The sequence below is a fragment of the Aurantiacibacter aquimixticola genome (assembly GCF_003605475.1).
GTDB lineage: Bacteria > Pseudomonadota > Alphaproteobacteria > Sphingomonadales > Sphingomonadaceae > Alteraurantiacibacter > Alteraurantiacibacter aquimixticola_B.
In genome coordinates, this window is record NZ_RAHX01000001.1 from 289,683 (window position 1) to 302,601 (window position 12,919).

At 64.2% G+C, this 12,919-nt stretch carries 13 protein-coding genes; 7 read left to right on the forward strand and 6 right to left on the reverse strand.

The window, feature by feature from the left end:
• Positions 1 to 3 precede the first annotated feature (3 nt).
• A complete protein-coding gene (locus D6201_RS01480; RefSeq protein ID WP_120047092.1) occupies positions 4 to 324 on the forward strand; it encodes a hypothetical protein in 321 nt (106 codons plus the stop codon).
• Positions 324 to 839 (forward strand): DUF937 domain-containing protein, encoded by a 516-nt coding sequence (locus D6201_RS01485; protein WP_120047093.1) that lies wholly within the window; start codon positions 324 to 326, stop codon positions 837 to 839. Before D6201_RS01480 ends, D6201_RS01485 begins: the two co-directional genes overlap by 1 nt.
• Here D6201_RS01485 and D6201_RS01490 read toward each other — a convergent pair.
• Complete coding sequence (locus D6201_RS01490; RefSeq protein WP_120047094.1) at positions 836 to 2,680, reverse strand: DUF885 domain-containing protein; 1,845 nt, start codon at positions 2,678 to 2,680, stop codon at positions 836 to 838. The two genes, D6201_RS01485 and D6201_RS01490, sit on opposite strands and share 4 nt — an antisense overlap.
• 62 nt (positions 2,681 to 2,742) lie before the next feature.
• On the opposite strand from D6201_RS01490, the gene D6201_RS01495 reads away from it, so the two are divergent.
• Entirely contained in the window at positions 2,743 to 2,949 is a 207-nt protein-coding gene (locus D6201_RS01495) for a hypothetical protein (protein ID WP_120047095.1), read from the forward strand.
• Between the two features lies 1 nt (position 2,950).
• Here the strand turns inward: D6201_RS01495 and D6201_RS01500 are convergent, their stop codons facing one another.
• Positions 2,951 to 3,640, reverse strand: coding sequence for an energy transducer TonB (locus D6201_RS01500; protein ID WP_120047096.1), 690 nt, complete (start codon positions 3,638 to 3,640; stop codon positions 2,951 to 2,953).
• Between the two features lie 148 nt (positions 3,641 to 3,788).
• Complete coding sequence (locus tag D6201_RS01505) at positions 3,789 to 4,445, reverse strand: alpha/beta hydrolase (RefSeq protein ID WP_120047097.1); 657 nt, start codon at positions 4,443 to 4,445, stop codon at positions 3,789 to 3,791.
• Positions 4,446 to 4,546: 101 nt separating this feature from the next.
• On the opposite strand from D6201_RS01505, the gene D6201_RS01510 reads away from it, so the two are divergent.
• From D6201_RS01510 to D6201_RS01520, 3 genes are read left to right on the forward strand one after another with little or no spacing between them, the layout of a single operon-like run.
• Entirely contained in the window at positions 4,547 to 5,584 is a 1,038-nt protein-coding gene (locus tag D6201_RS01510) for a cysteine desulfurase family protein (protein ID WP_120047098.1), read from the forward strand.
• Positions 5,581 to 6,666, forward strand: coding sequence for a cysteine desulfurase family protein (locus tag D6201_RS01515; RefSeq protein ID WP_120047099.1), 1,086 nt, complete (start codon positions 5,581 to 5,583; stop codon positions 6,664 to 6,666). The genes D6201_RS01510 and D6201_RS01515 overlap by 4 nt, the downstream gene beginning before the upstream one ends.
• Positions 6,663 to 6,992, forward strand: a complete 330-nt coding sequence (locus D6201_RS01520; RefSeq protein ID WP_120047100.1) for a 2Fe-2S iron-sulfur cluster-binding protein — start codon at positions 6,663 to 6,665, stop codon at positions 6,990 to 6,992. The genes D6201_RS01515 and D6201_RS01520 overlap by 4 nt, the downstream gene beginning before the upstream one ends.
• On the opposite strand, the gene D6201_RS01525 is transcribed toward D6201_RS01520, so the two are convergent.
• The 3 genes from D6201_RS01525 to D6201_RS01535 form a co-directional block, all read right to left on the reverse strand.
• Positions 6,989 to 7,891 carry a DUF4349 domain-containing protein gene (locus tag D6201_RS01525; RefSeq protein ID WP_120047101.1) on the reverse strand — a complete coding sequence of 301 codons (903 nt, stop codon included), beginning with the start codon at positions 7,889 to 7,891 and terminating at the stop codon, positions 6,989 to 6,991. The genes D6201_RS01520 and D6201_RS01525 overlap by 4 nt on opposite strands.
• 123 nt (positions 7,892 to 8,014) lie before the next feature.
• Positions 8,015 to 9,718, reverse strand: a complete 1,704-nt coding sequence (locus tag D6201_RS01530) for a mechanosensitive ion channel family protein (protein WP_120049128.1) — start codon at positions 9,716 to 9,718, stop codon at positions 8,015 to 8,017.
• 129 nt (positions 9,719 to 9,847) lie between these two features.
• Complete coding sequence (locus D6201_RS01535) at positions 9,848 to 10,405, reverse strand: type 1 glutamine amidotransferase domain-containing protein (protein WP_120047102.1); 558 nt, start codon at positions 10,403 to 10,405, stop codon at positions 9,848 to 9,850.
• 105 nt (positions 10,406 to 10,510) lie between these two features.
• Between D6201_RS01535 and parC the strand changes: the two genes are divergently transcribed.
• Positions 10,511 to 12,820 (forward strand): DNA topoisomerase IV subunit A, encoded by a 2,310-nt coding sequence (gene parC, locus D6201_RS01540; RefSeq protein WP_120047103.1) that lies wholly within the window; start codon positions 10,511 to 10,513, stop codon positions 12,818 to 12,820.
• Positions 12,821 to 12,919: the final 99 nt, after the last annotated feature.

Consider the following 12,919-nt stretch of genomic DNA (forward strand, 5'->3'; position numbering starts at 1 on the left):
CCGATGAGTATTTTCGACCAGATCAAGAACGCCGCCCACAATCACCCCACCGTCAAGAACATGGCGGAGAAGATGGGCATCGATCAGGAAGATGCGGAAAAGGCCATCGCCGCGCTGACCGAAGGACATCAGGCCGAGGGCGATACACTTGACGTCGCGGCCGACAAGAGCGGTCTCGACAAGGGCATGCTAAGCCAGGTGATGGAGCATGTGGGCGGCGAAGGATCGCTGACCGGCTTCATGCAGATGCTTGACAAGGATCATGACGGCAATCCGCTGAACGACATCGCCGGCATGGCCAGCGGCCTGTTCGGCAAGAAGTAATGAGCCTCGCAAACATCCTGCAGCAGACCGGCGTCATCGAAAGCATGGCGCGAGAGCTGAATATCGATCAGCAGACCGCGCGCGTAGGCGCCGGTGCGCTGCTGCCTGCCATCGTCGCCGGCATGGGGCGCAGCTCCACCGGCGGTGCGGGCGGGGATGCGCTGGGCGGCCTTGGCGGGCTGGCCGGCGCGATCCTTGGTGGTGGCGGTGCCAGCGGCGGCGGTTTGCTCGACGCGGTGCTCGGCACCAAACCGACGCCGGTTCAGCAGGGCAACGACATTCTCGGCACAATTTTCGGGAACAAGGATGTCAGCCGTTCGGTCGCAGGCGAAGTCGCCTCCGTCACCGGGCTGGACGAAGGGCTGCTGAAGAAAATGCTGCCGATCCTGGCGATGGCGGTGGCGGGCTATCTCGCCAAGCAGGCGACGCAGGGCGATGGCACGCCCGGCGGCGCAGGCGCGGGCCCGCTCGGCGGGATCCTCGGCTCGATCATCGGCGCAATGGCGAAGCGCTAACCGCTCTGGCGGCCGATATACCGCTCGACATTGCGACCAAGCACATCGAGCGGGGCGTTGCCGCCTTCGACCACGGCGAGGTTGAAATCGCGCAGGTCGTAGGCGCCGCCTAGCGCCCGGCTCGCCATGTCGCGCTGCCGCAGGATTTCGAGCTTGCCGACCATGTAGCCGGTCGCCTGGCCGGGCCAGCTGCAATAGCGATCGATCTCGTTGGTCGTCTCCGCCACGCCGACGCCGCTATTGGTGTGGAAATAGTCGATCGCCCGCTGCCGCTCCCAGTTCTTGGCGTGCAGGCCGGTATCGACCACAAGCCGGATCGCGCGATACGCCATCGCCTGCAAATAGCCGAGCTTCCACGCCGGATTGCCATCGTAGGCGCCTAGCTCGACCGCCAGCTGCTCGGCGTAGAGCGCCCAGCCTTCGGAGAAGGCATTGAAGGCGAGGATCGCGCGGATAAGCGGCAGCTGGTTCGAATATTCGCCTTCCCACACATGGCCAGGAATCGCCTCGTGATGGGTAAGCGTCGGCAAGTCGTAACGGCGATGCAGATCGGTATCGCGCAGATTGATCCAGAAGGTGCCGGGGCGCGATCCGTCGACCGCCGGAGCGCCGCCATAGGCGGTGGGCGCGCCAAGCTCCTCGTTCGGTGGAATGCGCTTCACCTGCACTTCGGGGTCCACTACGCGGGCAAAGGCGCGGGGCATCTGGCCACGGATATATTCGATGCGCTGCTCGAGAAATTCCATGATCTCCGCGCGGCCCGCATCGCCCTCTGCAAATTTGAACCGGTCGTCCTGCGACAGCTGGATCATGCGCTGGCCCGGATTGCCCTCGGTATAGCCGAGCGTGCGCAGGATCGGGTCCATCTCGGCATGGATATCGGCCAGCGTGTCGATGCCCAGCTGGTGAATCTCATCCGGTGAGAGGTTGGTGGTGGTGGAGGACTTCAGGCTCCAGCGATACCAGTCCTCTCCGTGGGGCTGGGCCGACATGCCGGGCGCGCTATCCGCCATCGCGGCTTGTGTGCGGAGCTCGGCCAGTTGCGCCTCGAGAGCGGGCGCGACCTGGCCGGTGACGATATCCTGCGCGCGCGCCTGCCAGGCTCCGGCAATGCCCTCTTCATTGGTGCGGCGCACGAGCGATTCCACCAGAGCGCCGCCTTTCATTGCATCGGTCAGCTGCCGTTCCATCTGGTCCATTGCGCGGGCGAGCAGGAAGTCGGGAGGGACGACGCCCATGGCGCGCGCCGCCTGCATCCGGGACAATTCGCCGGCAAGCACGCCGGGTATCTCTTCCAGCCGCGACACATATGCCTCGGCATCGGCCTCGTCCCGGATGGGATGATCGGAATCGAGCGCGCGCGGCAGGTCGATATAGGCGCCGACATTCTGGATGACGGGGTAGGGCGCGGTGCGCCAGCTGCCGACAGGGATGTCGCCAAAGGGCAGGTCGAACCCTTCGATGGCTGTCGCATAGGCGCTTTCGACCACTTCGAAACTGGTGCGCGTTGCGGGATCGAGTGCGGTCTTGTCGAAAGCGCGGGCGCGGGCGAGATCGTTTCGCAAGGTTGCCGCATAGGCTTCCTGCCCGGCTTCGGAAGAATTGCCGAGACGGCTGCGTAGCGCTGCGTAATCGCCCGTATCGACGCCGAGGCTCGACGCCCGCAGCGGCTCGTGGCTCAGCAGATTATACGCGAACTGATCGAGCAGTGCTTCCGCTGTGAACTGACTGGCCGAGGCAGGCACGGTCGCGCAGCCGGGCAGGACGGTGAGCGCGGTGGTTGCGCCGAGCGCTCCAACAAAGGAGCGACGGGAAAGCGACAGGTCTGTGATGTTGTGCATGACAGGAGTGGTCGCCCAAGCCGTGGCTTCCGTCAAGCGCGCGTGCGCGTTACACCGCCGCCATGTTCGACCTGATCGTCTCGCTCGTCATCCTCACCGCGCTGGCCCTGATCGCGGGGGCCGTCTTCCTGCTGAAGCGCGGCAATCGCAAGCAGGCGGTGCTGATGGGTATCCTGGCGCTGGTGATGGTCGCCAATGTCGCGATCTGGCTGGCACCCACGGAAAGCGGCGGGTCGCTGGCCGACGCCGCCGCCTCCGGGGAGGAGTAGCCTACTCAGGTATCTGCCAGCGCACGCTGCCATTATACGTGCCGACCACCTGCGCGCCCGAACTGTCCGTCGCCGCATCGAAACGCGCGCGGCTTTGGATGAGGCGGCACGTCGCGCGGTCCAGGCTCGAATGACCAGTGCTCTGCGTAATCTCGCAGCTATTCACCCGGCCATTGCTGCCGATGACGAGGCGATAGCGCGCCGTGCCCTCACGCTCGCGGCGCAGATCGCTGTTCGAATAATCGTCATTGGTGATCCAACCCGCGGGGCCGTTGCGCGGCACGGCGCCGACCGGCGTGAAGGACGGCGCCGGGCTTGGCGTGATGACCGGGCCGGGTTCCGCAGTCGGGATCGGCTTCGGCACCGGCACGCGCACCGTCTCCGTCGGCAAATCGCGTATCGGCTCCACCGGGATATTCGTGGGTTTGTCGAAAATGATGGGCGGCTTGGGCGCGGTCACCGTGGAGGGAGGCTGCGAAGTCTCGGGCGGCGTCTCGGGCGTTTCTTCCGGGAGCGGCGGCAATGGCTCGACCACCACGGTGCCTGTGAATTCCGGCGTCGGCGGCGCGATCACTCCGGTCACGGCAAGGCCGGTGACGAGCCCCGCGCCCAGCAAGGCGTGAATGGCGATCACCGAAACGGCGGCCTTTGCCCTGTCACCTGCATCAGGTGTAGCATTGGCATAGGACATGACGAACTCTCCTCTTGCTGCGACCCGCTCGTGCGAGGCATGTTATACTGTTACATTAGCGAGAGATTTTCGCAAAGGCAAGCCTGCGCGGAAAATCACGCTGCAAGCCGCAGAAAAGCTTAAGAAATCGCTGTCCGACGCGCGCCGGTCAGGTAATCGGGCAGCTCGGATCGAGGCGGAAGTCGAGATAATTGTCGACCGACTTCATCAGCTCGTCCTGCTCGTTCTCGAAGAAGTGGTTCGCGCGCGGGATTTCGTCATGATGGATCGTGATATGCTTTTGCGTGCGCAGCTTTTCGACCAGTTTCTCGACCGCTTGCGGCTGCACGACCGTGTCGGCGGTGCCCTGGACGAAGATGCCCGATGCGGGGCAGGGGGCGAGGAAGCTGAAATCGTACATGTTCGCAGGGGGCGCGATGGAGATGAAGCCGCGGATTTCCGGACGGCGCATCAGCAGCTGCATGCCGATCAGCGCGCCGAAGCTGACGCCCGCGACCCACGTAACCTGCGCTTCGGGATGAATCTGTTGCACCCAGTCGAGCGCACTGGCCGCATCGGAAAGCTCGCCGATGCCATTGTCGAAGCTGCCCTGGCTGCGGCCCACGCCGCGAAAATTGAAGCGCAAGGTCGCAAAGCCGCGATTGACAAAGGTCTTGTAAAGCCTCTGCACGATCCGGTCGTTCATCGTGCCGCCGCCTTGGGAATGCGGATGCAGGATCATGGCGACGGGTGCGCGCGGGCGCGGACCGGGGCTGAAACGACCTTCGAGGCGGCCTTCGGGGCCGGGAAAAATAACGTGCGGCATGGGCGGGTTTGGCCTTGGCAGTGTGTGGTTTCTCGCGCGACTGGCGCGGCGGAAGTCGGCGGCTATATAGGCATAATGCCGCGTTTCGCAATTTCCTTTCCATGACCCGTATCTATCTGGACCATGCCGCGACTTCCCCGCTGCGCCCTGAAGCGCGCAGCGCGGTGGAGGAGGGCTTTGCTATGTGGGCCAATCCGTCTTCCCCGCATGCCGAGGGGCGCAAGGCGCGCGCGGCGCTGGAAGATGCGCGCGATCGCTGCAAGGGCGCGCTGGGATGGCAGGGGGAGCTGATCTTCACCAGCGGCGCAAGCGAGGCGGCGGCGCTGGCCCTGCACCACGCAAAGGCGGGAGCGCGGCTGGTGAGCGCGGTGGAGCATGACTGCATCCTCGGCACCGTACCCGACGCGGAGCGGCTGCCTGTGCGGCCTGATGGTGCGCTCGATGTGGAAATGCTCGCCGAGGCCGTGCAACGAGAGCGGCCGCTGGTGGCCGTACAGCATGTCAATTCCGAGACCGGCAATCGGCAGAACCTCGCGGCCATCGCAAATGTCGTCGGCGAGGCTGGAGGTTTGCTGCTTGCCGATTGCGCGCAAAGCGCCGGAAAGATGCCGCTCCCGCCCTGCGACATGGCCATAATTTCGGCGCACAAGTTCGGCGGCCCCATCGGCATGGGCGCGCTGCTGGTGCGCGATCATGCGATGCTGAAGCCGGTCGGCGGACACGAGCGTGGCTATCGGCGCGGTACGGAGAACCTGCCGGGCGCACTCGGCATGGCGGCAGCTTTGGACGCGGTGGGGGGCGACTACTCGGCGGCCAGCTTCGATCCCCTGGCGCGAGCCGTGCGCGATCTGGGCGGCACATGGCTGGGAGACCAGCTGGCCGACCCCACACCCTATGTCGCGGCGCTCGCCATGCCCGGCATGAGCGCGACGGCGCAGGTCATGCGGTTCGACATGCTGGGTCTTGCAGTGTCGCAGGGCAGCGCCTGTTCCAGCGGCACGATGAAAACCAGCCACGTTCTGGGCGCGATGGGCCTCGAGGACGCACTTGCAGCGCGCACGATCCGGGTTTCCATTGGCTGGAATACAACGCAACAGGAACTCGATGCCTTCGCACACGCTTGGGCAGGACTGGCATGATCTATCTCGACCATCAGGCGACCACGCCGCTTGCACCCGAAGCCCGCGACGCCATGATGACGTGGCTCGACACAGCGGATGGAAGCGGCTTCGGCAATCCGCACAGCCCGCACCGCATGGGCAGGCAGGCGGCTGCGGCCATCGACTTCGCGCGCGATCAGGTGGCGGCGCTGCTGCCTGCCGGTGGCCGCGTGATCTTCACCGGCAGCGCGACCGAGGCGTTGAATCTGGCCATGCGCGGAACGCGCGGGCGCGGTGGGGAAGGCGGCGCGATCTCCGTCTCCGGCATCGAACATTCAGCGGTGTGGGACACCGCCGAGACGCTGGGCAAGCGCCACGTCCTTAACGTCGCCGCGAATGGACAGTGCAACACCAACCAGTCGCTGCCGAAAGACACGCGTCTGGTCTGCGTGATGCAAGTCAATAACGAGATCGGAACGATCCAGCCGACGGTCGAATGGCATCGCAAGGCCAAGGCGGAAAACGCGCTGTTTCTGTGCGATGCGGTGCAAAGCTACGGCAAGATCGAGGTGACGGGCGCGGACATGATCGCGATCTCCGCACACAAGATCTACGGCCCGAAGGGCATCGGCGCGCTCTGGGTGCGCGATGGTATCGAGCTCAGGCCGGAGATCACCGGCGGCCTTCAGGAAGGCGGGGTGCGATCCGGCACGCTCAGTCCGGCGCTTTGCGCAGGCTTCGGCGCGGCGGCGAAGGAAGCGAAGGATCGCATGGCGCAGGACGCCGAGCATCACGAGGATCTGTGGACGCTGGCGCGCGACATGTTTGCCAGCAATTGGGCGCTCAACGGGGATGAGGACACGCGCTGGCACGGCAATCTCAACGTCCGGCGCAAGGGCCTCGATGTCTCGCGCCTGATGAGCGACTGCCGCAATGTCATGTTCTCCGCAGGCAGCGCCTGCGCCAGCGGATCGGGCAAGCCGAGCCAGGTGCTCAAAGCCATCGGCCTATCGGACGAAGCGGCGAAGAATTCCATCCGCATCGGCTGGGGCCGCTATACGTCGCGCGAGGACCTGGAAAAGGGTGTCGGCGAAATCCTCAAGGCGGCGAACAGCCAGTGAAGGTCCAATTCATCACGCGCGACGGGGACAGGGTCTTAGCCGAAGCCACTGCGGGCGAAGATCTGCTGCGCGTGGCACAGGGTGCAGGCATGCCTCTGGAGGGAACATGCGAGGGGCAGATGGCCTGCTCCACCTGCCACGTGATCGTCGCGCGCGATTGGTTCGGCAAATTGCCCGAAGCGAGCGAGGAGGAAGAGGACATGCTGGACCTTGCCGCAAACGTGCAGGCCACCAGCCGCCTCTCCTGCCAGATCCTGCTTGACGAGACGCTCGACGGCCTGACCGTGAGCATCCCGTCCGACAGCGTCGACGCGCGGGGCTTCTAAGCCTCGGCAGGCCCTTTCAGCCGGGCCTTTGCCCAGCGCACGCCATACACACCGGCAGCAACTGGCAGACCGATCGTCGCGATGACGATGGCAAAGGCCAGCATCCAACCCAGGACCGTCCCGATGGACGAAATGGCGCTGGCGGCGGGCGCCAGTATCTCGCTCGTCGTCGCGGGAGCGGCGGCGCTGGCATAGTCGATATTGATCCGCGTGTAGGCGACGCGGCCGCGCATTTCCTCCAGCCAGCTGCGCGCCTGGTCGATCTCTTCATTGATGCGCGCGACGGAGCGCTCGGCCTCGACCAGCTCTTCGACACTGCCATTGCGGGTGCGAAGCACGTCCATCATCCGATCGCGAAGGGCGATGCGACTGCGCAGACGCGCCTCGGTGTCGATCATATTCTTCGAGAGGTCTTGGCCTGTGATCGCATGCGTCACCTGCTCGCCGCCCGCGGTTTCCGCCGCGCCGCTGAGGTCGGAGCCAAAACTTCGGGCCTGGTCTGCTATCACCGCGAGTTCGAGCCTGCCCGACGCGTAACCGTCCTCCACGCTGCCGGAATGGCTCTGCGAGACGATCTGGCAAACATAAGGTCCGCGAGCCTCGCACATGTCGGCGTGGCGTAATTGCAGGTCTGCAATGTCTTCGGCGGGAAGGCGAAAGCCGTATTCGTAAATGTAAGACATTTTCGGAAGATTGACCGGGATGTCCGGTCGGCTTTCCAGCGTGGCGATATCGGCTGATGCAGGCGGGGCGCTGGCGGCTTCGTACTGCAGCACGCTTTCAGCCGCCACGTCGGTCTCGGCCATGTCGACGCTATCGCCATATTCGGCCTGCTCGCTACACGCCGCAAGAGCCAGACACGCCACCGCTACGCCACTTAAGAAAATCCTCTGCCGCATTTTGGCCTCCTTTTTGCCTTATTGTCGCCATAATTGAGGCAAGCGAGGCAAAATGGCAAGCACCATCGCGCGCCGGAGCGGCCGGAGCTGCTGATATTTTCCGTAATTCAGTATGTTAGCCGCTTAGTCGCGCGGCTGGTCCACCCGCACTTCGCGCTCCCGTTTCAGGAAGGCTGGGCCGATATCGCGCTCCGCCGAAGCGTCGAGTCGCGCAGCAAAGGCGAGCATGTGTTCGCGGATGCGGCATTCGAGCTTCCAGCCGCTCTTCGGATCAGATGCCCGTGCCAGGAAACGCACCCGCATCGCCTGGGCATCGTGGCTGATGACTTCGCACGCGGCGTCTTCCACGTCGATGACGCCGTCGTCCTCTTTGGCGAAGTCGCAGAATTCCTCGCGGAGCTTCGCGACATCGGCGCGGCTGTCGAATTCGCACTCGGCGCGCACGATCAGGCTGGCATCCTGCCGCGTCCAGTTTTCGAAACTGTCATCGGTAAAGTCGCTGACCGGCGCGATCAGCCGCTTTTCATCGGCAGTGCGAAGCCGCAAATGGGTGAAACCGATCTTTTCGACATAGCACCATTTGCCATCGTAATGGATCGCATCGCCGATCCGCGCGGTCTGGGCGAAAGCGATTTGCACGCTCGCCATGATGTCGCCCAGCGCCTTGCGCCCGGCAAATACCAGCACGAGGCCGAGCACGCCCGCCGATGCCATGATCGAGAAGCCGAGCGTCGTCGAGAGGTCGCTCGCCACCAGCAGGAAGCCCACGCCACCGAGCATCACGATCGCGGTAATGATACGGCGAATGGCGCTGAGCCGGGTGTAGAAATTGCGATCCTCGTAATTTTCTGGCGCTTCCAACTTGGCTGAGCGGCGGCTTGTGGCAAGATCGAACAGCGCCTCCATCACGGAAAGCACGATGCCGATCACCGCAAAGACGATCAGCAGCAATTGCAGCGGGTCGAGAATGTCGCGCACTGGACCTGAGAGGCGAAAGAAGGTCGCGCGAACAAGCGCGATCGTCCCGGCAAAAGCCAGCAGCGTGAGCGGGATATGGACGGCGGAAAGGATGCTGCCGAGCTTGGTATCGCCTTCCACACCTTCCCGCAGCCGCGAGATGGCCTTGTAAGTGAGCGCCGCGGCCAATCCGCCGGCCAGCAGGATGATCGGCAGTGCAACGACTTCCCACCAGGCCAGCGTCAGGAATGCCTGCTTTCGCGCCCAGTCGGGCAGGGCGCGCTCGAAGCCTGTCGGTCCGTAATAACCATAGAGCTCGGGAACATTGTCCACCGTCTGGCGACTGAAAACCCACACCGGCTCGCCGCCTTCGGGCTGCAGGCGAGCGATGCGCATGGGGTATAGGCGGCTGTTCAGCGCGAGCCGCGCCACGGTGAGCGAGCGGCGCGGCGTCCCCGCCATCGGGTCGTCCTTGCTGCTCTGCGTATCGACGGCGTCGGGGCGATCGGGCAGGTCCGTCCAGCTTATGGAGACCGAGCGGTGGAGCAGATCGTAAAGCTGTGCGGCATAGAGTTCGCGCGCGGTCTGATCGGGATCGTCGAGAGCGTCGAAGTCGAGCGCTGCAGCCGCTGTCTGCCAGTCTTCCACTTCGCCTGCCGCCATGAAGCTTTCGACAAGGCCGCGCGGTGTTTCGAGGTCGAGCGGATTGTCACCCGGCGCTTCGCCATTCTCCAGCGTGTCGACTTCGTAAACGTACGGATCCGGCGCGGCGGCCACGTCGCGATCGTCCTGCGCGGCGAGAGGTATCGATATGGCCGCAAGCAAGGCCAGCGCGACTGCGGCAAAGAACGATGCGGCGATGCGTGTCATGAAATTCCCCTTGCCCGCCAAATGCACGAATCCTGCGATGGGTCCGGTCCCGGAACGCAAAAGGCCCCACCGCTTCTTCAGCGGCGGGGCCATGCAAAGCCCGATATCAGGGAAAGGGGAATATCCCGATCAGGCAGCTTCCATTTCGTTTTCGGTTTCGGCCTGCTTCTCCAGCTGGCTCATGATTGCTTCGCAGAAAGCGGGGATATCGTCGGGGTTGCGGCTGGTGATGATATTGCCATCGACTGCGGCTTCCTCATCCACGATGTCGCCGCCCGCATTCTCGAGATCGGTGCGGATGGAGGGCCAGCTTGTCACTCTCCGCCCATCGATGATGCCCGCTTCGGCGAGCATCCACGGGCCGTGACAGATCGCGGCGATCGGCTTGCCCGCCGCGTCGAAATCGCGAACCAGCTGGACGGCCTTGTCTTCCATCCGCAAGATATCGGGATTGATCTGGCCACCGGGCAGGACGAGCGCGTCAAAATCGCTTTCCTCTGCCTCGGCCAGTGTCAGATCGACCGTGACGCTGTCGCCCCAGTTTCCATCGTCCCAGCCCTTGATGCTGTCCTCTTCCGGGCTGACGACGACCACCTCGTAACCGTTCTTTTCGAGCGTTGCCTTCGGCTGCTCGAGTTCCGACTGTTCGAAGCCGTTGGTGGCCAAAATCATTACGCGTTGCGGCATGTCGCAAATTCCTTCGCTTGAGAGTTTCCTTGATCCGATAACGCATGGGGAAATCGCTGCGTTCCGCGCTGTCCGGTGGGCCGTGACGGTGATAGGGCGAGCCGCATGGCAGAGACCGAGAACAACATTGCGGGCCCGGAGGATGACGGGCAGGGCATCATTCGCGAACCCTTCGAAAGCGCGCTTTCGGAACGGTATCTGGTCTATGCGATGTCCACGATCACGGCGCGCTCGCTGCCCGATCTGCGCGATGGTCTGAAGCCGGTCCATCGCCGCCTGTTATGGACGATGCGGCAGCTGCGCCTCGCGCCGGAAAACGCTTTCAAGAAGTCGGCCCGCGTGGTGGGCGACGTCATCGGCAAGTACCACCCGCATGGCGACACGGCGGTCTACGATGCGATGGTGCGCCTCGCCCAGCCGTTCACGCTGCGCTATCCCCTGGTGGAGGGGCAGGGTAATTTCGGCAATATCGACGGCGATAACGCCGCTGCCTATCGCTACACCGAAGCCCGCCTGACCCGCACCGCTATGCAGCTGATGGCTGGGTTGGACGAAGGCACGGTCGATTTCGTCCCGACATATAATGGCGAGGAGGAGGAGCCCGAGCTTATGCCCGGCCTGTTCCCGAACCTGCTGGCCAATGGCGCAAGCGGGATCGCGGTGGGCATGGCGACTTCCATTCCCAGCCACAATGTCGCCGAAGTGCTCGATGCCGCCGAGCTGGTGCTGTTCAACAAGGACGTCACCCACGAAGAGCTGATGGCGGTGTTCCACGGCCCGGATTTTGCGACCGGCGGGCTGGTGGTGGACGGGCCGGACGCCATTTCCAACGCCTACGAGACGGGCCGCGGCAGTTTCCGCGTACGTGGCCGGTTTCATGCGCCGGAGGCGGAAAGTGCGGAGGATAGCGAAGCGGGGATCGAGCGGCAGAAAGGCGGGGGCTACCAGCTCGTCATCAGCGAGATTCCTTACCAGGTGCCCAAGGGCAAGCTGATCGAGCAGATCGCCGCCGCCATATCCGACAAGAAGCTGCCGATCCTGGAGGACGTGCGCGACGAAAGCGACGAGAGCGTCCGCATCGTGCTCGTCCCGCGCAGCCGCAATGTCGACCCGGAACTGCTGAAGGAAAGCGTCTACAAACTCACCGACCTGGAAACGCGTTTCGGCCTCAACCTCAACGTGCTCGACCATACGCGCACGCCGATGGTAATGGGGCTGAAGGAGCTGTTGCAGAACTGGGTCACGCACCAGACGCTGATCCTCCAGCGCCGCACAACGCATCGCCTGGCGAAGATCGCGGATCGGCTGGAGCTCCTCGAAGGCTATATCATCGCCTTCCTCAATCTCGACCGCGTAATCGAGATCATCCGTACCGAGGACGAGCCCAAACCGGTGATGATGAAGGAATTCGGCCTGACCGACCGGCAGACCGAGGCGATCCTCAATATGCGGCTGCGATCCTTGCGTAAGCTGGAGGAGATGCAGCTTCGCACCGAGAAGGATGAGTTGCTGAAGGAGCAGGACGAGCTGGAGAAGCTGCTCGCCAGCCCGGCGCGCCAGAAAACTCGGCTGAAGAAAGATATGGCGGCGCTGCGCAAGGAATATGGGCCCGACACGGCGCTCGGCGCGCGGCGGACCACGATTGCCGAAGCTGCGCCCACGGTGGAGTTCGATCCCAATGCGATGATCGAGAAGGAGCCGGTGACCGTCATCCTCAGCCAGAAGGGCTGGGTACGCGCGGCGAAGGGGCATGTCGATTTGGGGAAGGATGGCGCAGGCGATTTCAAATACAAGGAAGGCGACGCACCGGCCTTTGCGGTACATTGCCAGACCACCGACCGCTTGCTGCTGGTCGGCGACGATGGCCGCTTCTTCACCCTTGGCGCGGACAAGCTGCCCGGGGCACGCGGTTTCGGGGAGCCGGTGCGCAACACGCTCGACATCGATGCCGCCGCGCAGATCATCGCGCTGATCGTCCACGCGAAGGACCGGCAGGTGCTGCTCGCCAGCACGCTGGGCAAGGGCTTCGTCGCCGTGACGGACGAATTGCTCGCCGAAACGCGCAAGGGCCGGCAGGTGGTGAACCTCAAGGGCGATGCGAAGCTCACCGTCGCGCGGCCCGTGGAGGACAGTCACGATCATGTCGCCGTGGTCGGTGAGAACCGCAAGCTCGTCGTCTTCGCGCTGGAGGAAATGCCGGTGATGACGCGCGGGCAAGGCGTGACGCTGCAACGCTACCGCGATGGCGGCCTGTCCGATGCCACCACCTTCACGCTGGCCGATGGGCTGAGCTGGGCGATGGGCGGCAAGGGCGACCGCACCCGCACGGAAAACGAGATCGGCATGTGGAAAGTCGCGCGCGGCGCGGCGGGCAGATTGCCGCCGCAGGGGTTTCCTAAAACCAATCGGTTTTAGGATTGGTTGTTTTGAGTCTGCGCATCCGCGCGGACATCCTCGCTGCTATTCCCTCCGCCGGGACGTCGTTCCGGCTGCGGGGCAGCTGCGGGCGCGCAA

What these genes read in the sequence shown, in the direction of transcription:
- D6201_RS01530 (WP_120049128.1), bottom strand. Translation starts at nt 9,718, where the DNA reads ATGACACGCATCGCCGCATCGTTCTTTGCCGCAGTCGCGCTGGCCTTG.
- D6201_RS01525 (WP_120047101.1), bottom strand. Translation starts at nt 7,891, where the DNA reads ATGCGGCAGAGGATTTTCTTAAGTGGCGTAGCGGTGGCGTGTCTGGCT.
- D6201_RS01510 (WP_120047098.1), top strand. Translation starts at nt 4,547, where the DNA reads ATGACCCGTATCTATCTGGACCATGCCGCGACTTCCCCGCTGCGCCCT.
- D6201_RS01515 (WP_120047099.1), top strand. Translation starts at nt 5,581, where the DNA reads ATGATCTATCTCGACCATCAGGCGACCACGCCGCTTGCACCCGAAGCC.
- D6201_RS01535 (WP_120047102.1), bottom strand. Translation starts at nt 10,405, where the DNA reads ATGCCGCAACGCGTAATGATTTTGGCCACCAACGGCTTCGAACAGTCG.
- D6201_RS01495 (WP_120047095.1), top strand. Translation starts at nt 2,743, where the DNA reads ATGTTCGACCTGATCGTCTCGCTCGTCATCCTCACCGCGCTGGCCCTG.
- D6201_RS01505 (WP_120047097.1), bottom strand. Translation starts at nt 4,445, where the DNA reads ATGCCGCACGTTATTTTTCCCGGCCCCGAAGGCCGCCTCGAAGGTCGT.
- D6201_RS01490 (WP_120047094.1), bottom strand. Translation starts at nt 2,680, where the DNA reads ATGCACAACATCACAGACCTGTCGCTTTCCCGTCGCTCCTTTGTTGGA.
- D6201_RS01500 (WP_120047096.1), bottom strand. Translation starts at nt 3,640, where the DNA reads ATGTCCTATGCCAATGCTACACCTGATGCAGGTGACAGGGCAAAGGCC.
- D6201_RS01485 (WP_120047093.1), top strand. Translation starts at nt 324, where the DNA reads ATGAGCCTCGCAAACATCCTGCAGCAGACCGGCGTCATCGAAAGCATG.
- parC (WP_120047103.1), top strand. Translation starts at nt 10,511, where the DNA reads ATGGCAGAGACCGAGAACAACATTGCGGGCCCGGAGGATGACGGGCAG.
- D6201_RS01480 (WP_120047092.1), top strand. Translation starts at nt 4, where the DNA reads ATGAGTATTTTCGACCAGATCAAGAACGCCGCCCACAATCACCCCACC.